Genomic DNA, 18,999 nt, shown 5'->3' on the forward strand with positions numbered 1-18,999 from the left:
CCTCCCTGCTGATGGTCGTGCACATGCACGACCCCAGGTCGGATGCTAACACATCTTAACGTAGATTCCGCGTCAGATGCAGCGCCCGCCGTCGACCTCCATGCACACGCCGGTCAGGAATTCCGCTTCGTCCGAGCACAGGAAGAGCGCGGCGTTGGCGATATCCGTGGGCTGCGACAGGCGGCCCATCGGGATCGTGGCGCGGAACTGGGCGCGGCGCTCCTCGGTGTCCTCGCCGAGGAAGGTCGCGAGCATGCCGGTCTCCCCCGCGACGGGGTTGATCGCCACGACGCGGATCTTCTCGGGGGCGAGCTCCACCGCCATGGCGCGGGTGAGCGTGATCGCCGCGCCCTTCGAGCCGTTGTACCAGACGAGGCCCGGGCGCGGCCGCACGCCCGCCGTCGAGGCGATATTGAGGATGACGCCGCCCGCGCCCTGCTCCCGGAAGACCGGGATCGCCGCGTGCGCGCCGCGGAAGATCGCCTTGACGTTGACGTCGTAGATCCGGTCGAAGGTCTCCTCGTCGACCTCGAGCATCGGCCTGTTGCGATGCGCGAAGCCGGCATTGTTGACGAGGATGTCGAGGCGCCCGAAGGCGCTCTTCGCCTCGTCGACCATGGCCTGGACGTCGGCGGCCTTCGTCACGTCCGCCTTCACGAAGCGCGCGGCCTCGCCGATCTCGGCGGCCACGCGACGCCCGCCCTCCTCGGCGATGTCGCCCACGATCACCTTCGCGCCTTCCCGCGCGAACGTCTTGGCGATCCCCTCCCCGAACCCGGAGCCGGCTCCCGTGACGATGGCGACCTTACCCGAGAGACGCATGTTCTTGTCCTTTCTCACCAGAAACCAGGGTGAACCGCCGCTCCCTCTCCTTCCCTGTAGGGGAAGGTGGATCGGCGCGCAGCGCCGAGACGGATGGGGCGCGCGGAACGCGCGTTCGGCGCAGCCGAAATCCGGAGGCGGCTGGGTGAGCCGGGTGTTTTCGGCTCCGCCGAACGCTTCGCGCCCCATCCGTCACCGGCTTCGCCGGCGCCACCTTCCCCTACAGGGAAGGAGAATGGCCGCGCCGACCCTCGGCCTCCTCACTCGTACTTCACCGCCACCGTCTTGAGCTGGGCGAAGCCGTAGAGGGCCTCGAAGCCCTTCTCGCGGCCGTGGCCCGACTTGCCGACGCCGCCGAAGGGCAGCTCGACGCCGCCGCCGGCGCCGTAATTGTTGACGAAGACCTGGCCCGCGCGCAGCCGCTTGGCCATGCGCAGCTGGCGCCCGCCGTCGCGCGTCCACACGCCGGCGACGAGGCCGTATTCCGTGCCGTTGGCGATGCGAACCGCCTCCTCCTCGCCCTCGAAGGGGATGAGGGAGAGGACCGGCCCGAAGATCTCGTCGCGCGCCAGCTCGGCGTCGGCGTCCACCGGCCCGAACAAAGCCGGCGCCACGTAGAAGCCTCCCGACGGCGCATCGTCGAGCACGCGCCCGCGGGCGAGCACGGCCGCCCCGCCCGCCTCGGCGCGCGCGATGAAGCCTTTCACGCGGTCGCGCTGGCGGGCGTTGACGATGGGGCCGACGTCGGGATCGTCGAGCGCGGGGCCGACGGTGAGCGCGGAGAAGCGCTCCACGAGCGCGGAGACGACCTCGTCCCAGATCGGGCGTTCGATGAGGATGCGCGATCCCGCCGAGCAGGTCTGCCCGGCATTCTGCACGGAGGCGCGCACCAGGAAGGGCAGCGCCGCCTCGAGATCGGCGTCGGCGAAGACGAGCTGGGGCGACTTGCCGCCGAGCTCGAGGGTGACGGGCACGACGTTCCGCGCCGCCATCTCCTGCACCTTCTGCCCCACGAGCACCGAGCCCGTGAAGGAGACGTGCGCGACGTCCGGATGGGAGGCGAGCGGCGCGCCCGCCTCCTCGCCGTAGCCCGTGACGATGTTCAGCGCGCCCTCGGGAAGGCCCGCTTCCAGCGCGATCTTGCCGATCATCAGCGCGGTGAGGGAGGCGTCCTCGCCCGGCTTGACGACGCAGGCGTTACCCATGGCCAGCGCCGCGCCCACCGAGCGCCCGATGATCTGCATCGGGTAGTTCCACGGCACGATGTGGCCTGTGACGCCGTGGGGCTCGTACCAGGTCATCACCTGATAGCCCGCCTGGTAGGGGATGGTGTCGCCGTGGACCTTGTCGGCGGCGCCGCCGTAGAACTCGAAATAGCGTGCGCAGGCGAGCGCGTCGGCCTTGGCCTGGGCGTGCGGCTTGCCGACGTCGCGGGCCTCGAGGATGGCGAGATCGGTGGCGCGCGAAAGGATGCCCTCGGCGATCTTCGTGAGCACCCGCCCGCGCTCCGTCGCCGTCATGCGGCCCCAGGGCCCGTCGAGCGCCTGCTTCGCCGCCTTGACCGCGGCGTCGATGTCGGCGGCGCGCCCGCGCGCGAGCTCCGCCAGCGGCTCGCCGGTGGAGGGGTCGAGGACGGGGATGCGCTCGCCCCCGGCGGCGTCCTGGAAGGCGCCGCCGATCAGCAGCTTCGGCGCGGGAACGGTCATGTGCGCTCTCAATAGGCGAGGTTTCGGAAGAACAGCGTCAGCTCGGGCACGTAGGTGATGATCATGAGGCAGGTCACGATCACGAGGACGAAGGGTACGAGATGACGGATGATCCGCTCCAGGGGAACTTGCGCCACCTGGCATGCGGCGAAGAGATTGACCCCGAATGGCGGCGTGATCATGCCCAGCGCGAGGTTGACCACCATGATCAGCCCGAAATGCACCGGGTCGACGCCGAACGAGATCGCCACCGGGGCGAGGATCGGCGCGAGCACGATGATCGCCGCCGACGTCTCGATGAACATGCCCACCAGGAACAGGAAGACGTTGACCGCGAGCAGGAACATCGCCGGATCGGAGACGACGCTCGTGATCCACGCCGAGATCGCCGCGGGCACGCCGGCGCGGGTGATCAGGAAGGAGAACAGGCCCGCCGCCGCGATGATGAACATGATGATCGTCGAGGCGATGACCGAGCGGCGCAGCACGCCGATCAGGTCGCGCCACGAGATCGCCCGGTAGACGATCGTGCCGACGAGGAGCGCGTAGACCACCGCCACCACCGAGGCCTCCGTCGGCGTGAAGACGCCTTGGTAGATGCCGCCGATGATGATCACCGGCATGGCGAGCGCCCACGCCGCCTCCTTGGTGGCGGACAGGAGCGGCAGGCGCCCCACGTGGTCCTCCTTGCCCCAGCCGTTGATGCGGCAATAGACGAGCACGAAGAGGATGAGCGCCGCGCCGATCAGGATACCCGGCCCGATGCCGCCCACGAACAATTCGCCGATCGAGACCTCGGCCGCGACGCCGTAGAGGATGAGCGGGATCGAGGGCGGGATGATCACGCCGAGCTCGGCCGACGTCGCCTGCAGGCTCGCGCCGAAGCTCTTGGGGTAGCCGTGCTTGATCATCGCCGGAATGATGATCGCGCCGATGGCGAAGGTGGTGGCGACGGAGGAGCCCGACACCGAGGCGAAGATCATGCAGGTGAGCACGCACGAGGCCGCGAGCCCGCCCTGCACGCCGCCCACCAGCGCCTTGGCGAATTCGACGAGACGCCGCGAGATGCCGCCGGCCTCCATCAGGTTTCCGGCGAGGATGAAGAACGGGATCGCCATCAGCGGGAACGAGTCGATCGTCGTCATCAGGCGCTGCGCGACGAGGACGAGGGGCAGCGGCGTGAAGAAGGCGATGCCGCCGATGGAGGCCGCCAGGATGGCGATGGCGATCGGCGCGCCGAGCGCGATGAAGAAGACCATGCCGGCGAGCATGAAGGTCGACATGGCGGATCAGGCTCCCTCGGTCTCGAGCCGCGCGCGCGCCTCGGCCTCGTTGACGGGCTCGCCCCTCGACGCCCGCGAGACCTCCTCGGCGAAGCGCGCGATCACGGCGACGATGGAGAGCGCCGCGCCCACGGGGATCGCGGTGTAGACGATGGCGATGGAGATGCCGCCGCCGGTGAAGGGGTTGTCGACGCCCGCCAGCGTCTGGAAGCGCACGCGCTCGGCCATGGACCAGCCGTACCAGAACATCACCGCGAGCACGCCGAGGTTGAGCCCGGCGATGGCGCAGATGACGACGATCTTGAGGGTCTTGGGCGCGAGCCGCTGGAGCATGTCCACCGCCATGAGCGAGCCCGTGCGGAAGGCCGCGACGAGGCCGAGATAGACCATCCAGATCTGGAGCGAGCGCGAGGTGACCTCGGACCAGGTGGAGGGCTGCTCGAAGACGAAGCGCGTCGTCACCTGGTAGAACGACACCGCCGCCATGGTGACGAGCAGGATCATCGCCAGCGTGAGCGTGACGTGGAAGACCGCGCGGTCGACGAGCTTGAGGGCGGTGAGCATGAGGGTCCGTTCATGAGAGGCGCCGAGCCGTCTCCTTCCCCTACAGGGAAGGAGAGCGACGCCGCGAGGCGGGTGCCCCTCTCCCGTGCGGGAGAGGGGCGACCGGCGTTCACATGCCGGTGTTGCGGATGGCGTCGATCTTGTCCTGGCCGAAGCGCTCCGCGAACTCGGCGAAGGCCGGCTGCAGCGCGGCCTCGAAGGCGGCGCGGTCCGGGTCCTCGACGACCTGCATGCCCTGCTCCTTCAAGGTCGCGACGCCGTTGTCGGCGTCCTCGCGCACCTTCTCGCGCATGGCGGCGGCGCCGGCGGCGGCGGCCTCCTCGAACCAGCCCTTCTCCTCGTCGGTGAGGCCGTCCCACACGATCGGCGAGAGGATGATCAGCGCCGGCGAGTAGACGTGCTGGGTCAGGGTCAGATGGTCCTGCACCTGCGAGAAGTTCGCCGACAGGATCACGCCGATCGGGTTCTCCTGGCCGTCGACCGTGCCCTGCTGGAGCGCGGTGAACAGCTCGGGGAACGCCATCGGGGTCGGCAGCACGCCGAGCTCCTGGAAGGCGCGCATGTGCACCTGGTTCTCCATGGTGCGCACCTTGAGGCCCTGCGTGTCCTCGGGCGTGCGGATGGGGCGCACGTTGTTGGTGAGGTTGCGGAAGCCGTTCTCGCCCCAGGCGAGCCCGATGAGCCCGTGATTGGGGAATTGCGCGAGGATCTCCTGGCCGATCGGGCCGTCGAGCACCGCGTGGGCGTGCTCGTAGTCGCGGAACAGGAAGGGGATGTCCGTGATCAGCGTGTCGGGCACGAAGTTGCCGACGGGGCCCGTCGAGGTGATGACGATGTCGACGGTGCCGATCTGGGCGCCCTCGACCATCTCGCGCTCGCCGCCGAGCGCGTTGGCCGGGAACTGCTCGATCGTGAACTTGCCGTCGGAGAGCCGCTCGAGCTCCTCGGCCATGGCGGTTGCGCCCACGCCGTAATGCGAGGTGGGGGCCAGCGAGTAGCCGAGCTTGAGCGCCTGCTGCGCCTGGGCGCCGGAGATGCCGAGCGCGACGAGGGCGACGCCCGCGAGCGCGGCCTTGATGGTGGTGTGGAACATGGGGTCGATTTCCTCCGGTCCTTGGTTGATCTCGTTGCGGTGACCCGAACGCGCGGGCTGGCGTGCCGCGCGCGTCCTCTTCCCGTCCGCAGGCTCAGGGCAGGGCCTCTAGCGCGCGGGCGAAGAAATCCTCTCCTCCGAAATTGCCGCTCTTGAGAGCGAGGGCGAGCGCACCGGCCGGCGCGCCGAGCGCGAGCGTCGCCGGCACGCCGGGCGCGATCTCCGCGCCGATGCGCAAAGCCTTGATCTGGAGCGCCTCGACGACGGCGCCCGAGGTCTCGCCGCCGGCGACGACGAGGCGGCGCAGGCCGTAGGCGACGAGGTGCTCGGCGATGCGCGCGAGGAGCCCCTCGAGCGCCGCGCCCGCGAAGCCCGCGCCGAAGCGCGCCTGCACGGCCGCGACCACCTCCGGCTCCGCGCTCGTCGCGATGGCGAGCGGGCCCGAGGGCAGCTTCTCGCGGGCGAAGGCGAGCGCGTCGGCGAGCGCCCGCTCGGGATCTGCGATCGCCGCCGCGGCGTCGATGCGCATCACCGGCATGAACGCCTGCGCCGCCGCGAGCTGCGCGCGCGTCGCCGCGGAGGAGGAGCCCGCGAGGATCACGGCCGGCCCGCCGACGGGCGGCAGGGCGGAGGAGACGCTCTCGCTGGCGCGGCCGGACGCGATCAGCGCCCGCGCGAGACCGTGGCCGAGGCCCGACGCGCCGGTGGAGACCGGATGAGCGAGCGCCGCCTGCCCGAGCGGGATCAGGTCGTCGTCGCAGACGGCATCGACGATCGCAGCCCCCCTCCCCTCGCCCGCGAGCGCCGCGAGGCGCTTTCCGATCGCCTCCGCGCCGGCGCGAACGTCGGCATGCGCCACGAGCCCGACCGGCGCCGCGCTCTGGCGGGAGAGCACGCGCACGAGATCGGCGTCGCGCATGGGGTTGAGGGGATGGTCCTTGAGCGGGCTCTCCGAGAGGAGCCGGTCGCCTACGAAGAGATGCCCCTGGTAGACCGTGCGCCCCGTGCCCGGAAAGGCTGGGCAGACGGGCACGATCGCCGCGCCGGCATCGGCCCGCAGCGCGTCCGTGACGGGGCCGATATTGCCGGCATCCGTCGAATCGAAGGTCGAGCAGATCTTGTAGAGCACGTGCCCGGCGCCCGCCGCGACCAGCATCTCGCGCGCGGCCCGCGCGCGGGAGACGGCCTCCTGCGCCGGCACGGAGCGGATCTTGAGCGCCACGACGAGCGCTTCGGCGGCGGGGATCGCGAGATCGGGATCGGGCACGCCGATCGTCTGCACCACGGAGAGCCCGGCGCGCGCGAGCGTGTTCGCGAGATCGGTCGCGCCGGTATGGTCGTCCGCGATGCAGCCGAGAGCGAGTGCGCGCTTTTGCGCCTCCGCCTGTCCGTTGCCGTCCATCGTCCTCCCCGCGGCGCCGCGCGTTGCGATCCCCGGCGCCTCGTTCTTCGCCGCCACGTTAGCCAGTCGTCGCGCGGGCGGCAACGGGGCAATTTCATGGCCTTTGGGCGAACTCCCCGGAAAATCGCGCCGGAAACGTGCACTTTCTCTACGGAACGCGCAATGTCGGCGCGCTTTCGCGCCGTTTTCCCCGCTTAATCGGCCCCGCGGAGATAGGCGGCGACGATGGGGCCGAGCGGCGCCCAGCCGTCGACGGTGCGCCCGAGATGCGGCGCGTAGAGGCTGGGCACGAGCCCGCCGTCGAGGAAGAGCGCGTCGGGCGTGCGGAGCTCGTCGCGGAAGAGCCGCCCGAAGGTGTGGAAGGTCACCGGCTCCTCGGAGATGGCGAACCAGACCGTCCCGTCCGCCGCGACGCCGACGCCGTTGCGTCGCTTTCGCGAGGTGGAGCGCTCGAGGAAGCGCGGATGCAACGCGCCGTCGATGACGAGCATGGGCCCCGATTGCGTCGCGAGATCGGGGGCGATGCCGGAGCGGCGGTAGGCCTGCGTCTCCATCACCCGCGCACGCCCGTCCTCCACGAGGAAGACGCCGTTGGGCAGGAGGTGGAAATTGCCCGGCCCGTCGTTGGTGTTGAGCGCGTTCAGCGTCTCCCCCGCCTCGACGTGCAGGCCCACCGGCGAGAGGTCGTTGGCATACATCCCCGCATTCATGGCGAAGACGAGCGGCGCCCCGCCCGCCTCCTCCGGGATGCGCGAGAAGCGCCCGTAGGGCTCGCCGGCCGCGTCCGCCGAATAGAGCCGCAGCGCGTGCACGTCCGGATCGATGGCGCACACGGTGAAGCGCGCGCCGTCGAACATGCGCGGCACGCAGGGCGCCTCGGGCGTCGGGGCCGGCTGCGCCGAGACGCCCAGCGGCGCGGCAATCAGCGCGACGAGCGTGATGAGGATGCTTCGCACGCGTCGTCTCGTTCCTTGCCGTGCTGACGATCGCGATCGATCTCGCGACGAAGATCCTCGCCGGCAGCGTGACGGCCGACCAGGAGCTCGCGTCCAACGGGATCGTCCCCGAGCCGGCGCAGCGCCTCTGCCGCGCGACGCGCGAAGCGCAGCTGGCCTTCCGTTTCAGACGTTGTCATCGCTCGTCTCCTTTCGACAAGCTAGGAGATCGGGAAAGCGTTCGCAAACCCGAATAACGCATCGTCCAGAGCCGAAGCCGCTCTGAAAGGTTCTCGCCTGGGTAGCAGACCATTCGCCCCCGCCTCACCTCACCGCACCAATTCCCGCATCGCGCCGTCGAGCCCCTCCAGCGTCAGGGGGAACATGCGCCCGCTCATCAGCTGCGAGACGAGGCCGATGGAGTGGGTGTAGCCCCAATGCGAGCGCGGGACGGGATTGAGCCAGACCGCGCGGCCGAAATGGGCGGTCAGGCGCTCCATCCAGACCTGGCCGGGCTCCTCGTTCCAGTGCTCCACGGAGCCTCCGGGGACGAGGATCTCGTAGGGGCTCATGGAGGCGTCGCCGACGAAGACGCAGCGATAGTCGGCGGGATAGGTGCGGATCACGTCGAGGGTCGGGATCGTCTCCGCATGCCGGCGGCGATTGTCGCGCCACAGGCCCTCGTAAGGGCAATTGTGGAAATAGAAGTGCTCGAAATGCTTGAACTCGGCCCGCGCCGCCGAGAACAGCTCCTCGGCGCGCTCGACATGCCAGTCCATGGAGCCGCCGACGTCGAGGAAGAGGAGCACCTTCACCGCGTTGCGGCGCTCGGGGCGCATCTTCACGTCGAGGAAGCCCTGGCGCGCCGTCTCGCGGATCGTGCCGTCGAGGTCGAGCTCGTCGGCGGCGCCGGTGCGGGCGAAGCGGCGCAGGCGCCGCAGCGCGACGCGCATGTTGCGGGTGCCGAGCTCGACTTGGTCGTCGAGATCCTTGAACTCCCGCTTGTCCCAGACCTTCACCGCGCGAAAGTTGCGGTTGCCGTCCTGCCCGATGCGGATGCCTTCGGGATTGTAGCCGTAGGCGCCGTAGGGCGAGGTTCCGGCCGTGCCGATCCACTTCGAGCCGCCCTGGTGGCGGCCCTTCTGCTCGGCGAGGCGCTGCTTGAGCTCGTCCATCAGACGGTCCCAGCCCTTGGCCTCGATCTCGGCCTTCTCCTCGGGCGTGAGGTAGCGCTCGGCGATCTTGCGCAGCCATTCCTCGGGGATCTCGGCGGCCTCGAGCGCCTCGCCCATGGTCCCGAGCCCCTTGAAGACGCGGGAGAAGACGCGATCGAACTTGTCGAGGTTGCGCTCGTCCTTCACCAGCGCCGCGCGAGAGAGGTAGTAGAAATCCTCCACCCGCTTGTCGGCGAGGTCGCGGTCGAGCGCGCCCAGGAGGGTGAGGTATTCCCGCAGCGACACGGGAATGCGCGCGGCGCGCAGCTCTGCGAAGAACGTCGTCAGCATGGGGGCATGGTGGCGACGGGCCGGCGCGGACGCAAGGGGCATGCGCGGGCGCGGCCTCACGCCGCCGCCGGCAGGTCGAGGGCGGCGGTGAAGCCCGCCTCGCTCGTCTCGCAGGCGAAGGATCCGCCCCAGGCCTCGGCGACGTCCTGCACGATGGCGAGGCCGAGCCCCGCGCCCGAGCCGCGAGCGTCGAGGCGCCCGCCGCGGGCGAGCACCGTCTCGACGAGCTCGGCCGCGATGCCGGGCCCGTCGTCGGCGACGGCGAGGCGGATGCGCGCGCCCTCCCGCTCGGCCGAGAGGACGATGCGCGTGCGCGCGTGCCGCGCGGCGTTCTCGACGAGGTTCCCCAAGGCTTCGGTGAGGTCGTCGGGGTCGATGCGTGCGGCAAGCGCGGGCGCGATCTCGACGGCCCAGTCCCTCGCCGCGCCGTCGGGCGTGCGCCGGACGACGGCGACGACGCGCTCGGCGATCGCGCGTACCTCCGCCCGCGCCGCGCTCGAGCGCCCGGCGAGACGGGCGCGGGCGAGCTCGCGCTCCACGGTGCGGCTCATGGCGGAGAGGATCGCGGCGACGTCGTCGGCGAGGGCGTCCTCTCCCCGTTCGCGCAAGCGGGCGACGTCGCCTTCGAGCGCCTGCAGCGGCGTGCGCAGGCCGTGGGCGAGATCGGCGGCGCGGGCGCGGGCCTTGGCGACGTCGACCTCGCGTGCGGCGATGAGCCCGTCGAGCTCTCCCGCGAGCGGTGCGACCTCGGCGGGGAAGTCTGCGCCGACGCGGGTCGCGACGCCGGAGCGCACGGCGGCGACGCGCTTCGCGACGAGGGCGAGCGGGCGCAGGCCCACCCGCACCTGCGCCACGCTCGCGAGCGCGAGGAGCAGGCCGATGACGAGGAGGTAGGGGAGGAGATCGGCGCGGAAGGCGGCCGTCGCGCGCGCCACCTCGGCGCGGTCCACGGCAGCGGCCACGCGCGCGCGGGTCTCGCCGAGGCGCGGCGGCAGCACGACCTCGCGCTCCACCGCGAGCAGGCTCGCGTCGAGGGGACCGGAGATGCGGTGGACGTGCACCGCCCCGTCGCCGACCACGTCCTGCGGCAGGTCGAGGCGCTCGTCCCAGAGCGAGCGCGCGCGCAGCTCCGTACCCGCCACCTCGATCTGCCAGTAGAGCCCCGAGAGCGGCTGCACGAAGCGCGGATCGCCGGGATACCGCGCGACGACGAAGCCGCCGTCCGGCGCGCGGTCGATGCCGGCGACGAGCTGGTCGAGCTGCACGGTCAGCTCGGCGACGAGCCGGCGCTCGACATGGCGCTCGAACAGGAGCCCGAGGCCGAAGGCGCAGAGCGCCAGCGCCAGCGCGATGGAGGCGAGCCCCGCCGCGACGAGGCGCGTGCGCAGCGAGGTCGCGCTCCTCATGCGGGCGCGTCCGGGACGACGTAGCCGAAGCCGCGGCGAGTCTCGATCACGCCGGGCCCGATCTTGCGGCGCAGCCGCGCGACGAGCGCCTCGAGCGCGTTCTGGTCGCGCGCGTCGTCGTCGCCGTGGAGCTGCTCCATCAATTCGCCCGCGGGCACCACCCGGCCGCGATGATGCGCGAGATAGGCGAGGAGCCGATATTCGAGGGGGGAGAGCGCCAGCGGCGCGCCGGCGCGGGTGACGCTCATGCGGCGGGGGTCGACGACGATGTCGCCGATCGATATGGCGGGTGCCGCCTGCCCCGCCGCGCGCCGCACGAGGGCGCGGGCGCGCGCCACCAATTCCTCCATGCGGAAGGGCTTGGCGAGGTAGTCGTCCGCGCCGGCGTCGATGCCCTCGACGCGCTCGACCCAGGAGCCGCGCGCGGTGAGCACGAGGACCGGCATCGTGCGCCCCGCCGCCCGCCAGCGCTTGAGCACGGTGAGCCCGTCGAGGAGCGGCAGGCCGAGATCGAGGACGACGAGCGCGTAATCCTCCGTGTCGCCGCGAAACCAGGCGTCCTCGCCGTCGCGCGCGATCTCCACGAGGAAGCCCGCGCCCGTGAGGGCGGCGGCGAGATCCTCGGCGATGCGGGGATCGTCCTCGACGCACAAGGCCCGCATGTCAGTCGTCGTCCCGGTCGTCGTCGATCTCGAGCTCGAGCACCTGCGCCGTCTTGGCGTCGACGAGGATCTCGCGCACGACGCCGTCGGCCCCCACCAGCGTCAGCTCGTAGACGGGGCGCCCGTCCTCGCGCTCGAGCTCGACCTCGATCACCTTGCCGCCGAAGCGCGGCGCCAGCGCGGCGAGGATCTCGGCGAGGGGCAGCGCCGCGCCGGAGCGCACCGCCTCGCGGGCGCGCACGTGGTCGTCGTCGTCGGAATAGCGGTGATCGTCCGCGTGCGCGCCGAACGTGACGACACCCCCGGCCAGCGGCAGGGCGAGGAGGAGCGCGAAAGCGAGGGCGCGAGTGCGGGTCATCCCGCTCTCATGCCACGGCCGTGCTGACGGAACGCTGACGGCGGGCGTCAGGCGGGCATCAGCGCCGATGCGCGATGGTCCCCTCGACGCCGCGGGACGAGCCTGCGGCGCGACACGAGAAAGGACGAGCCCCATGCGCACCCCGATCACCCCGCTCCGCTCCCTCGGCCTCGCCGTCCCGGCTCTGGCTCTGGCCCTGATCGCCGGCCCCGCGCTGGCCTCCTCGGATCGCGACGACGACGAGCGTCGCGGCTCCACGATTCCCGCCGCCGACTGGCTCTCCATCGGAGAGATCACCCAGCGGCTCGAGGCGAACGGCGGGCGCGTGACCAAGGTCGAGGCCGACGACGGCATCTACGAGGTGTACATCATCGAGGACGGCGTGCGCTACGAGATGAGCGTGCATCCGCGGACCGCCGAGGTGCTGCATCGGGAGCGCGACTGATGAGCGCCGGGGCGAAAACCGACGATCCGGAGGCGGCGCGCGCCGCCTCCGACGTCCCCGGCACGATCCGGGTCTGGGATCCGCTGGTGCGCATCGGCCACTGGGCTCTCGCGGCGGCCTTCCTCGTCGCGTACCTCTCCGAGGGCGAGCCGATGTCGGTGCATCAGGTCGCGGGCTACGCGGCCCTCTTCATCGTCGTCGTGCGCATCGGCTGGGGCTTCGTCGGTCCGCGCCGGGCGCGGTTCTCCGACTTCGTCGCGGGTCCGGGCGCGGTCTTGCGATACCTGAAGGGTCTCGCGACGGGGACCGCACCGCGTTACGTCGGTCACAGCCCGGCTGGCGGCGCGATGACGCTGGCGCTCCTCGTCTGCATCCTCGGCACGGCGGTGACGGGCGTCGCCCGACTCGCGGTCGAGGAGGGAGAAGGGCCGCTCGCGCCGTTCGTCGCGCCCGTGTCGGCGCAGGTGGAGAGCCTGCCGGCGCTGCCGACGATCGCCTTCGTCGCACCGGCAAGGGCCGACGACGACGACGCATGGGAGGGCGGCGAGCGCGGCGAGGAGAGCGTGATCGGCGAGGCGCACGAGCTCTTCGCCAATCTCGACCTCGCGCTGGTGCTCTTGCACCTCGGCGGCGTCGCCGTCGCGGGCGTCGTTCATCGCGAGAACCTGGTCGGCGCGATGATCACCGGCCGCAAGCGGGCCTGATCGAGCTCCCTCGATCTCCCGCCCGCGGCCGGCAAGGCGCGCGTCAAGTCCGGACGCGCCTCGGGTCCAGACGCGCCTCAGCCCCCGATGCGGCGCGTCGCGACCACGCGGAAGACGGTCGAGGCGATGAAGCTGCCGGCGGCGACGAGGGTCGCACCGGCCTCGGCGAGCCGCTCGGGATCGAGCGCGGCGGCGTCGAAGCCCGCGAAGGGCAGGACGAGGGCGGCGAGCCCCACGAAATTCGCCCAGACGGTGCGGCTCGCGAACGGTGTCTTGGTCTCGGTCATCTGAGCTGTTCTCCTGGCTCGGGTGGCTGCGGCGTCACAATTCGGCATCGAAGGGCAGGCGCCCGGTGCCGTAGGCGCGCCATTGGCCGGCGCGGCCGCGGGGCGTGACGATCCCCGTGGACAGGCGGAAGCGCGCGTTCTCGCGGCTGGCTTCCAGGAACTCGACGAGGGTGAGCGCGCGCTCGGCCCAACCCGTGCCGTCGTCCACCGCGAGCGCGAAGGTGCCCGGGCCGCTCGGCACGCAGGTCGGCGCCGCGCGCATGGCGACGGGGAAGGCGACGAGCGCCTGGTGATGGGTGTCGTCGAGGCCCGCCGTCGTACCGATGGAGCGGTTCGCCGCGTCGAGGCCCGCCATCCAGAAGTAGCGCCGGCACAGGCTCTCCTCGATCGCCGGCGGCCGCCGCTCCCAGGCGCCGGGGACGGGCGCGACCTCGAGCTGGACGCGCCGGAAGGTCGTCTCGACGGCCGCGTCGAGCCGCACGAGCACGTCGGACCAGGCCTCCCAGGGCACCTGCAGCGTCACGCCCCGCCGACCCGTGCCGGCGGCGATGGTGCCGGTGCTCGCGTCCGGAGCCCAGCGTCACGATCTCGGTCCGGCGGGTGGGCCCCCCGCGGCTGCCGAGCGCCACGTCGAGGGGAAAGCGCACCTCGTGGAAATCGTCCATGGTCGTCCTCCGATGAGGCAGCCTTCGGGTGAGGCGTCCTTGACCTCGCTCAAGGCGCGGCCGGCGGCTTCGGGGTCAGGTAGCGCCGAGCGGTCGCGCAGGCGGCCGCAAGTGCACAGAGGAAGGAAGCACGATGAGCCATGTCCCCCACGAGCTCGCCGAGGAGTTCCCGGAAGCGGCCGAGCGCATCCACGCGCTCAAGCAGGACAACGCCCATTTCGCGAAGCTCGCCGACGAGTATCACGAGCTCAACCGCACGATTCACCGCATCGAGACCCGGGTCGAGCCGGCGTCGGACGACGTCGAGCAGGACCTGCGTCGCAAGCGCCTCGCCCTGAAGGACGAGATCGCCGCGATGCTGTCGGCCGCCGCGTGAGGCTCGAGACGGCGACGCTCAAGAAGCCCGCCGCCCGCGCGCCACGGCGCGGGCGAGGCTCGCGGAGACCTGCGCTTCCGAACGCCGGAAGCTCTCCGCGTCGGGCGTCTGGATGTTGACGACGATCGTCGGCGCGCGGCCCTCGCCCGCGCCGGCGCGCACGCCCAGCCGCCCGTCGGCCCCGCGCGCGAGCGGCAGGATCGCCTCCGCGCCGCGCTCGCCCATCAGGCCGAGGCCCCCGGCCATGGGGAAGTAGGTCGGCGCCGCGACGACCCCGCCCTTGGCGAAGGGCCGCACCGGCGGCAGCGGCGGGAAGCCGCCGCCTGCGAGTCCGCCTGCCCCCGACCCGCCGTGGAAGATCCCGCCGAGGAGGCCCGCCACGCCCCGCGAGAGCGTCTGCTGCAGCGGCGCGAGCGCCGCCTTCAGCCCGATCTCGACGAGCGAGCGCCCCATCTGCTGCAGGATGGCGTCGAAGCGCTTGCCGTCGGCGACGCCCTTGGCGAAGGTCGCGGTGAAGCTCGCGCCTAGCCGCTCCGTCAGACGGGTCAGCCGCTCGATCTCCTGCGCCCGCTCCGGGGGGATCAGGGCGCGCGAGAACGGATCGTCGCGATCCTCCAGCATGGGTCGTCTCCTCCTGCCTCATCGATCGGGAAAGGCCGCCATCAGGGCGGCGAGCGTGTCGCGTGTCGGTGCGCCCGCGCGCGCGCGTCCGAGACGGCCGGCGACGGCCGCCGCGAGCTCGCGCGGCGTCGCACGCCAGAACGTGTCGGGCGTCCAGCCCAGCGGGCCGAGCGCCGTCTCGAGCGCGTCGTCCCAGGGAAACGGCGCGGGCGCGGCGCCGGTCACGCCCGCGCCGACGGAGGGTTCGGCGCCGTCTCCGTCATCGGATTTCCTTGTGCCGGCGCCCCGAACGCCTTCGCCAGCGCCTCCATCGCCGCCCGCGCCAGGGGCTCGACGCCCTCCTCGAGCGCGAACGCCGCGACCTCCCGGTCGTCGATCGCCTCCCCGCCACCACGGAGCGCTGCGCCGAGGATCGCCACGAGGTCGCGCGCCTTCAGCCGCCCCTCCGCGAGCCGCGCCGCGAGAGCCCCGAGATCCTGCGCGCCGAGCGCGTCCTCGAGCTCCGCCAGCGCGCCGAGCGTGATGCGCAAGGTGCGCTCCCGCCCCGCGATGGTCACGGCGACATCGCCGCGTCGTGCGTTCGCCATGGATGTCCTCCTCTCGTGATCAGAGCGCCGCGAAGGCGATCTCGCCCGCCGATTCGAAGGCGGCGTCGAAGGTCAGCTCTCCCGCGTGCTCGCCGCGATAATCCAGCGAGACGATCTGGAAGGGCCCGGTCAGCGTGCCGAAATCCGGCACGATCACCTGGTAGGCGCGGATCTCGCCGGCGAAGAAGACGGCGCGCAGGAGCGCGTCCGACGTCCCGTCGAGGAACACGCCCGAGCCCGAAACCGCGGCACGGCGCACGCCGGCGCCCGCCAGCAATTCCCGCCAACGCCCCACGCTCTCGGCGTTGGTGGTGTCGACCATGTCGGCGTTGAGCCCGATCTGCCGGGCGCGCAGCCCGGCGATCGTGACGAACGCGCCCGTTCCCTCGTCGATCTTGACGAGGAGATCCTTGCCCTTCTGCGCGGCCATCGCGGCGCCTCCGTCAGCTGGTGGTTTCGGTGAAGGCCGCGAGCCGCAGCCAGGCGCGGGCGGCGCCCGTCGCCGCATCCCGCGTCGCGCCGCTCTCGGCGACGCGCAGCCGCACGAGGCGGTGCCCGACGAGGGCGAGATCGGAATCGTCGAGGAGCGTCGCGATCCGGTCGGCGACGGCGAGCCCCGCCGCGGCGGAGCCCGGGCGCGACCACACGACGATCTCCGCCTCCTGCCAGTGCGCCCGCACGCCCTCGCCCGAGGCGTCGCGGGCGACCACTCGCCCGAAGGTCGCGTAGACCGGCCGCGCCCCGCGGGGCGGCTCGTCGTGGAGGCGCAGCGATCCGCCGAAGAGGTCGGCGAGGATCGTGTCCGCCGCGAGCGCGGCGAGGATCGCCGTGCGCAGCGCGAGGATGGGTCCGGGCGCGCTCACGGCTTGATCTCCTCGACGAGGCAGAGCGTCTCGCGCCCGCGCCCGTCCGGGTCGCTGGCGGCGCGGATGGCGAAGCGGCGTGCGCCGAGGATCAGCCGCATGCGCCCGTCGATACCGGCGCGGTGGCGCAGGCGCACGCGATGGGTCACCGCGTCCTCCGGGCGCCCGCCGCGCTCGCGCTCGTCGAGGGCGACGGCCTCGATGGCGCCCCAGACCCGCGGGCCCGGCTGGTAGATCCGCACCACGCCGCCGAAGCCGTCGGGTGTCTCCAGCGGCACGTCGAGGGTGAAGAGGCGGCGTCGCGCGCCGATGGCGGTTCTCGCTCCACGCATGGCCTCACCCCATCCGCAAGCGGCGGAACGGCGCGATCAGCGCCGCGACGTCGAGGGGCAGGCTCGCCCGCTCCGTGGGCGGCGGGCCGTCTCCCCGGTTCTCGAACCAATGGGCGGCGAGCAGCCGGATCGCCTGCACGAGCGGCGCCGGCGCGTCCGCCGCGCTCGCGCCGAAGCCCGCCGTCAGGTCGATCTCGACGCCGTCGGCCGCCTCCAGCGCCGCGCCCGCGAGGACGATCCGCGCCGGATCGGCCCGGCGCTCCAGGCGCCAGTCGGCGGCGGAGACGACGCTCGCCGTCCCGTTCGCGTCGTAGGCGCGCACCTCGGCGACCGCGAGGATCGGTGCCAGCGGCAGGCGCACGACGCCGTCCTCCGGCACGTGCGCGAGCGCGATCCGCCAGGATTGCTCGAGCACGACGAGCCGCGTCGTCGCCTCGATGACGAGCCGCGCCGCGCGCAGGAGCGCGCCCACGAGCGCGTCCTCGTCCTCGTGCTCGAGCCGCAGGAAGGCGCGCATCTCGGGCACGCCGACGGGCTCGACGGCGGGGCCGGCGAGGTATAGGGGGGTCATGTCAGCGCTCCTCGTCTGGAGTTCTCGCGTCTGGAGTTCTTCGGTGTCGTCTCGTGCGAAGGCCGCGCTCGCGGCGGCTCTCCTGATGCTCGCGGGCGCGCTCGCGCCGGCGAAGGCCGTCGTCGGCGGCGCGCCCGAGACCGGGCCGCTCGCCGCGTCCACCCTGATGATCCTGTCGTCGAGCGGAGCCGCGTGCTCGGGCGTCGTCCTCGCGCCCGACGTCGTGCTCACCGCCGCGCATTGCGTGACGGGCGCCGCCGACCATCGGGCCCATTGGCGCGATCCCGCCGGCGCCCCGATCCTCGCCGAGATCGCGGCGATCGCGGTCCATCCCGGCTACGATGCCGGGGCCATCGAGGCGCGCCGGCGTTCCATCGATCTCGCGCTCGTGCGCCTCGCCTCACCGCTGCCCGAAGCCTTCCGCCCCGCGACGCTCGCGGCCGAGACCGCGAGCGCGGGCCAGGCGCTCGATCTTTTGGGCTACGGCGTCGCGCAGGAGGGCGAGGCGGGACGCCTGAGCGGCGGCACGCTGCGGCGCGCGCGCCTCTCCGTCGTCGAGCCCTACGGCCCCTCCTCCATCCTGGTCTGGCTTTCGGGCGCGGGTGCCGGCGGCTGCCACGGCGATTCCGGCGGACCGATCGCGCGCGACGACACCGTCGTCGCCGTCACCTCCTGGACCCGCGGCACGAACGGCGCCGCCTGCGGCGACATCAGCCAGGGCGTCCTCGTCGGCCCGCAACGCGGCTTCATCGACACGACGCTCGCCGGCTGGAACCGCGCCGCGCGCTGGCGGTGAATCGGAGGCCGAAAAAGCAAAAGGCCCGCTAGAGCGGGCCTTCCTCGTAAATCATCGTGATCGAATGTCAGGCGGCGTTGCGGCTCGCCTCTTCATCGTCGTCGAGCGGATCGGGGCCGAGGCCGCACGGATCCTGTACGAGGCACTTTTCGTCAACCTCGTGCCAGGTCTTCCACTCGGCGTCGGGGATGCGTGAAATGAAGGAACGCTGACCGGAGGCGTACACTTCCTTGATGCGAGCCTGAGCCGCCGCGATCGCATCCATCAGCTCGTCCGTATCGCCAACGGAGACGCCGAGATCCTTCTCGATCGTGGTCATGTCACAGCTCCTTGCTCAGATAGTTCCCCTTCGCACCCTTGATGCGGAAAGGCGCGTACCCGTATCTTTGGTACTTACCAGGGTCAACCGGGTCCTTGATCACAACACGGTATGATCCGAGGAGTTTCGCATACTCCTCGGCGCAGGCCAAGATCGGCACCAGCGCCCCTCGAAGATAGGTAGGCGCAAACGACCTTTCCACCCAATTAAGGGACAAGTGAGTCTTCGCGTTCGAGGGCTTGCCCAGTGCGAGCGCCTGAAGCACGCGACGCCCGTCGACGATCTGCCAAACGGCGAGATCAAAGAACGATGGTCGCGCTCGATGCTTCTTCAGGAGCGTTTCCCAGCTGTGCGGGAAGCCCGAATGCGTTCCTTCGCCGTAGTAGCGGACCCATTCCAGCCGGGCGAACTCGATAGCGTCGTCGTCGATCGTCGCGAGCTGCATACCGCGCCAGTTCGCGCGCGCGCCGGCGGCCTGGATGCGCTCGTTGATGTCCTCAGCCACCAACTCACGCGCGTGACGCTTCAAAAGGTAATAGCGGGCGTAAGGACCGATCGACAACGCAAGCTTCCGAACCGCGTGTATGGCCCCTCGATGCACGATCTCGTCGCGCATAGCAACCGTGGGCTAAAGCGCGAACGCAATGATCCCCACTACATCCTTCGGCATCCCCCGCGCTTGCACCCCACGCGCCCC

27 protein-coding genes and 1 pseudogene are annotated in these 18,999 nt (G+C 71.7%); 5 read left to right on the top strand and 23 right to left on the bottom strand.

Going from position 1 to position 18,999, the window contains the following annotated elements; all coding sequences use genetic code 11:
- Positions 1 to 72: 72 nt before the first annotated feature.
- The 7 genes from IEX89_RS07510 to IEX89_RS07540 form a co-directional block, all read right to left on the bottom strand.
- Positions 73 to 822, bottom strand: coding sequence for an SDR family oxidoreductase (locus IEX89_RS07510; protein ID WP_188911298.1), 750 nt, complete (start codon positions 820 to 822; stop codon positions 73 to 75).
- 260 nt (positions 823 to 1,082) lie between these two features.
- Positions 1,083 to 2,528, bottom strand: coding sequence for an aldehyde dehydrogenase family protein (locus IEX89_RS07515; protein ID WP_188911300.1), 1,446 nt, complete (start codon positions 2,526 to 2,528; stop codon positions 1,083 to 1,085).
- A gap of 8 nt (positions 2,529 to 2,536) precedes the next feature.
- Positions 2,537 to 3,811: a TRAP transporter large permease gene (locus tag IEX89_RS07520; RefSeq protein ID WP_188911301.1), complete on the bottom strand. Its 1,275-nt coding sequence runs from the start codon at positions 3,809 to 3,811 to the stop codon at positions 2,537 to 2,539.
- Between the two features lie 6 nt (positions 3,812 to 3,817).
- Positions 3,818 to 4,375 carry a TRAP transporter small permease gene (locus IEX89_RS07525; RefSeq protein ID WP_188911303.1) on the bottom strand — a complete coding sequence of 186 codons (558 nt, stop codon included), beginning with the start codon at positions 4,373 to 4,375 and terminating at the stop codon, positions 3,818 to 3,820.
- A gap of 109 nt (positions 4,376 to 4,484) precedes the next feature.
- A complete protein-coding gene (locus tag IEX89_RS07530) occupies positions 4,485 to 5,468 on the bottom strand; it encodes a TRAP transporter substrate-binding protein (protein WP_188911305.1) in 984 nt (327 codons plus the stop codon).
- Positions 5,469 to 5,562: 94 nt separating this feature from the next.
- On the bottom strand, positions 5,563 to 6,870 hold the full coding sequence (gene otnK / locus IEX89_RS07535) for a 3-oxo-tetronate kinase (protein WP_188911307.1): 1,308 nt from the start codon (positions 6,868 to 6,870) through the stop codon (positions 5,563 to 5,565).
- A 194-nt stretch (positions 6,871 to 7,064) separates the two neighbouring features.
- Positions 7,065 to 7,826: a phosphodiester glycosidase family protein gene (locus IEX89_RS07540; RefSeq protein WP_244645171.1), complete on the bottom strand. Its 762-nt coding sequence runs from the start codon at positions 7,824 to 7,826 to the stop codon at positions 7,065 to 7,067.
- 20 nt (positions 7,827 to 7,846) lie between these two features.
- Between IEX89_RS07540 and IEX89_RS07545 the strand changes: the two genes are divergently transcribed.
- A complete protein-coding gene (locus IEX89_RS07545; protein WP_188911310.1) occupies positions 7,847 to 8,062 on the top strand; it encodes a hypothetical protein in 216 nt (71 codons plus the stop codon).
- 72 nt (positions 8,063 to 8,134) lie between these two features.
- Here the strand turns inward: IEX89_RS07545 and IEX89_RS07550 are convergent, their stop codons facing one another.
- The 4 genes from IEX89_RS07550 to IEX89_RS07565 are packed head-to-tail and all read right to left on the bottom strand — an operon-like array spanning position 8,135 to position 11,736.
- Positions 8,135 to 9,310 (bottom strand): vWA domain-containing protein, encoded by a 1,176-nt coding sequence (locus IEX89_RS07550; RefSeq protein WP_188911312.1) that lies wholly within the window; start codon positions 9,308 to 9,310, stop codon positions 8,135 to 8,137.
- A 56-nt stretch (positions 9,311 to 9,366) separates the two neighbouring features.
- Complete coding sequence (locus tag IEX89_RS07555) at positions 9,367 to 10,716, bottom strand: sensor histidine kinase (protein WP_188911314.1); 1,350 nt, start codon at positions 10,714 to 10,716, stop codon at positions 9,367 to 9,369.
- Positions 10,713 to 11,378, bottom strand: a complete 666-nt coding sequence (locus IEX89_RS07560; RefSeq protein WP_188911316.1) for a response regulator transcription factor — start codon at positions 11,376 to 11,378, stop codon at positions 10,713 to 10,715. The genes IEX89_RS07555 and IEX89_RS07560 overlap by 4 nt, the downstream gene beginning before the upstream one ends.
- 1 nt (position 11,379) lies before the next feature.
- On the bottom strand, positions 11,380 to 11,736 hold the full coding sequence (locus IEX89_RS07565; RefSeq protein WP_188911318.1) for a PepSY domain-containing protein: 357 nt from the start codon (positions 11,734 to 11,736) through the stop codon (positions 11,380 to 11,382).
- A 133-nt stretch (positions 11,737 to 11,869) separates the two neighbouring features.
- On the opposite strand from IEX89_RS07565, the gene IEX89_RS07570 reads away from it, so the two are divergent.
- Positions 11,870 to 12,181: a PepSY domain-containing protein gene (locus IEX89_RS07570; protein ID WP_188911320.1), complete on the top strand. Its 312-nt coding sequence runs from the start codon at positions 11,870 to 11,872 to the stop codon at positions 12,179 to 12,181.
- Positions 12,181 to 12,885, top strand: a complete 705-nt coding sequence (locus IEX89_RS07575; protein ID WP_188911322.1) for a cytochrome b/b6 domain-containing protein — start codon at positions 12,181 to 12,183, stop codon at positions 12,883 to 12,885. The genes IEX89_RS07570 and IEX89_RS07575 overlap by 1 nt, the downstream gene beginning before the upstream one ends.
- Before the next feature lie 77 nt (positions 12,886 to 12,962).
- Here IEX89_RS07575 and IEX89_RS07580 read toward each other — a convergent pair whose 3' ends face one another.
- The 3 genes and pseudogenes from IEX89_RS07580 to IEX89_RS07590 form a co-directional block, all read right to left on the bottom strand.
- Entirely contained in the window at positions 12,963 to 13,172 is a 210-nt protein-coding gene (locus IEX89_RS07580) for a hypothetical protein (protein WP_188911323.1), read from the bottom strand.
- A gap of 34 nt (positions 13,173 to 13,206) precedes the next feature.
- Positions 13,207 to 13,695 carry a hypothetical protein gene (locus tag IEX89_RS07585; protein WP_188911325.1) on the bottom strand — a complete coding sequence of 163 codons (489 nt, stop codon included), beginning with the start codon at positions 13,693 to 13,695 and terminating at the stop codon, positions 13,207 to 13,209.
- Positions 13,676 to 13,837: pseudogene (locus tag IEX89_RS07590) on the bottom strand (DUF2460 domain-containing protein); the annotation flags it as partial. The gene IEX89_RS07585 and the pseudogene IEX89_RS07590, both read right to left, overlap by 20 nt.
- A gap of 133 nt (positions 13,838 to 13,970) precedes the next feature.
- Here IEX89_RS07590 and IEX89_RS07595 point away from each other — a divergent pair.
- A complete protein-coding gene (locus tag IEX89_RS07595) occupies positions 13,971 to 14,213 on the top strand; it encodes an HP1242/YdcH family protein (protein WP_188911327.1) in 243 nt (80 codons plus the stop codon).
- A gap of 18 nt (positions 14,214 to 14,231) precedes the next feature.
- Here IEX89_RS07595 and IEX89_RS07600 read toward each other — a convergent pair whose 3' ends face one another.
- From IEX89_RS07600 to IEX89_RS07630, 7 genes are read right to left on the bottom strand one after another with little or no spacing between them, the layout of a single operon-like run.
- Positions 14,232 to 14,834: a phage tail tape measure protein gene (locus tag IEX89_RS07600; protein WP_188911329.1), complete on the bottom strand. Its 603-nt coding sequence runs from the start codon at positions 14,832 to 14,834 to the stop codon at positions 14,232 to 14,234.
- Positions 14,835 to 14,852: 18 nt separating this feature from the next.
- Positions 14,853 to 15,059 carry a phage tail assembly chaperone gene (locus tag IEX89_RS07605; RefSeq protein WP_188911331.1) on the bottom strand — a complete coding sequence of 69 codons (207 nt, stop codon included), beginning with the start codon at positions 15,057 to 15,059 and terminating at the stop codon, positions 14,853 to 14,855.
- Positions 15,056 to 15,421 (bottom strand): gene transfer agent family protein, encoded by a 366-nt coding sequence (locus IEX89_RS07610; RefSeq protein WP_188911333.1) that lies wholly within the window; start codon positions 15,419 to 15,421, stop codon positions 15,056 to 15,058. Before IEX89_RS07610 ends, IEX89_RS07605 begins: the two co-directional genes overlap by 4 nt.
- A gap of 19 nt (positions 15,422 to 15,440) precedes the next feature.
- Positions 15,441 to 15,851, bottom strand: coding sequence for a phage major tail protein, TP901-1 family (locus IEX89_RS07615; protein WP_188911335.1), 411 nt, complete (start codon positions 15,849 to 15,851; stop codon positions 15,441 to 15,443).
- A 13-nt stretch (positions 15,852 to 15,864) separates the two neighbouring features.
- Complete coding sequence (locus tag IEX89_RS07620) at positions 15,865 to 16,284, bottom strand: DUF3168 domain-containing protein (RefSeq protein WP_188911337.1); 420 nt, start codon at positions 16,282 to 16,284, stop codon at positions 15,865 to 15,867.
- The gene (locus IEX89_RS07625) at positions 16,281 to 16,616 is read right to left on the bottom strand and encodes a phage head closure protein (protein ID WP_188911338.1); all 336 of its coding nucleotides are present in this window, start codon (positions 16,614 to 16,616) and stop codon (positions 16,281 to 16,283) included. The genes IEX89_RS07620 and IEX89_RS07625 overlap by 4 nt, the downstream gene beginning before the upstream one ends.
- Positions 16,617 to 16,620: 4 nt before the next feature.
- Positions 16,621 to 17,187 (bottom strand): head-tail connector protein, encoded by a 567-nt coding sequence (locus IEX89_RS07630; RefSeq protein WP_188911340.1) that lies wholly within the window; start codon positions 17,185 to 17,187, stop codon positions 16,621 to 16,623.
- A 43-nt stretch (positions 17,188 to 17,230) separates the two neighbouring features.
- Here IEX89_RS07630 and IEX89_RS07635 point away from each other — a divergent pair, with 43 nt between their 5' ends.
- A complete protein-coding gene (locus IEX89_RS07635; RefSeq protein WP_244645172.1) occupies positions 17,231 to 17,983 on the top strand; it encodes a S1 family peptidase in 753 nt (250 codons plus the stop codon).
- A 67-nt stretch (positions 17,984 to 18,050) separates the two neighbouring features.
- Here the strand turns inward: IEX89_RS07635 and IEX89_RS07640 are convergent, their stop codons facing one another.
- Together IEX89_RS07640 and IEX89_RS07645 are read right to left on the bottom strand one after the other, a co-directional pair.
- Positions 18,051 to 18,302: a hypothetical protein gene (locus IEX89_RS07640; RefSeq protein WP_188911344.1), complete on the bottom strand. Its 252-nt coding sequence runs from the start codon at positions 18,300 to 18,302 to the stop codon at positions 18,051 to 18,053.
- Between the two features lies 1 nt (position 18,303).
- On the bottom strand, positions 18,304 to 18,918 hold the full coding sequence (locus tag IEX89_RS07645) for a hypothetical protein (RefSeq protein ID WP_188911346.1): 615 nt from the start codon (positions 18,916 to 18,918) through the stop codon (positions 18,304 to 18,306).
- Positions 18,919 to 18,999 lie beyond the last annotated feature (81 nt).

The organism is Salinarimonas ramus, from assembly GCF_014645695.1.
Classification (GTDB): Bacteria; Pseudomonadota; Alphaproteobacteria; order Rhizobiales; family Beijerinckiaceae; genus Salinarimonas; species Salinarimonas ramus.

Coding starts and splice junctions, on each gene's coding strand:
- IEX89_RS07510 (WP_188911298.1), bottom strand. CDS start 822: ATGCGTCTCTCGGGTAAGGTCGCCATCGTCACGGGAGCCGGCTCCGGG.
- IEX89_RS07515 (WP_188911300.1), bottom strand. CDS start 2,528: ATGACCGTTCCCGCGCCGAAGCTGCTGATCGGCGGCGCCTTCCAGGAC.
- IEX89_RS07520 (WP_188911301.1), bottom strand. CDS start 3,811: ATGTCGACCTTCATGCTCGCCGGCATGGTCTTCTTCATCGCGCTCGGC.
- IEX89_RS07525 (WP_188911303.1), bottom strand. CDS start 4,375: ATGCTCACCGCCCTCAAGCTCGTCGACCGCGCGGTCTTCCACGTCACG.
- IEX89_RS07530 (WP_188911305.1), bottom strand. CDS start 5,468: ATGTTCCACACCACCATCAAGGCCGCGCTCGCGGGCGTCGCCCTCGTC.
- otnK (WP_188911307.1), bottom strand. CDS start 6,870: ATGGACGGCAACGGACAGGCGGAGGCGCAAAAGCGCGCACTCGCTCTC.
- IEX89_RS07550 (WP_188911312.1), bottom strand. CDS start 9,310: ATGCTGACGACGTTCTTCGCAGAGCTGCGCGCCGCGCGCATTCCCGTG.
- IEX89_RS07555 (WP_188911314.1), bottom strand. CDS start 10,716: ATGAGGAGCGCGACCTCGCTGCGCACGCGCCTCGTCGCGGCGGGGCTC.
- IEX89_RS07560 (WP_188911316.1), bottom strand. CDS start 11,378: ATGCGGGCCTTGTGCGTCGAGGACGATCCCCGCATCGCCGAGGATCTC.
- IEX89_RS07565 (WP_188911318.1), bottom strand. CDS start 11,736: ATGACCCGCACTCGCGCCCTCGCTTTCGCGCTCCTCCTCGCCCTGCCG.
- IEX89_RS07570 (WP_188911320.1), top strand. CDS start 11,870: ATGCGCACCCCGATCACCCCGCTCCGCTCCCTCGGCCTCGCCGTCCCG.
- IEX89_RS07575 (WP_188911322.1), top strand. CDS start 12,181: ATGAGCGCCGGGGCGAAAACCGACGATCCGGAGGCGGCGCGCGCCGCC.
- IEX89_RS07580 (WP_188911323.1), bottom strand. CDS start 13,172: ATGACCGAGACCAAGACACCGTTCGCGAGCCGCACCGTCTGGGCGAAT.
- IEX89_RS07595 (WP_188911327.1), top strand. CDS start 13,971: ATGAGCCATGTCCCCCACGAGCTCGCCGAGGAGTTCCCGGAAGCGGCC.
- IEX89_RS07600 (WP_188911329.1), bottom strand. CDS start 14,834: ATGCTGGAGGATCGCGACGATCCGTTCTCGCGCGCCCTGATCCCCCCG.
- IEX89_RS07610 (WP_188911333.1), bottom strand. CDS start 15,421: ATGGCGAACGCACGACGCGGCGATGTCGCCGTGACCATCGCGGGGCGG.
- IEX89_RS07615 (WP_188911335.1), bottom strand. CDS start 15,851: ATGGCCGCGCAGAAGGGCAAGGATCTCCTCGTCAAGATCGACGAGGGA.
- IEX89_RS07625 (WP_188911338.1), bottom strand. CDS start 16,616: ATGCGTGGAGCGAGAACCGCCATCGGCGCGCGACGCCGCCTCTTCACC.
- IEX89_RS07630 (WP_188911340.1), bottom strand. CDS start 17,187: ATGACCCCCCTATACCTCGCCGGCCCCGCCGTCGAGCCCGTCGGCGTG.
- IEX89_RS07640 (WP_188911344.1), bottom strand. CDS start 18,302: ATGACCACGATCGAGAAGGATCTCGGCGTCTCCGTTGGCGATACGGAC.
- IEX89_RS07645 (WP_188911346.1), bottom strand. CDS start 18,918: ATGCGCGACGAGATCGTGCATCGAGGGGCCATACACGCGGTTCGGAAG.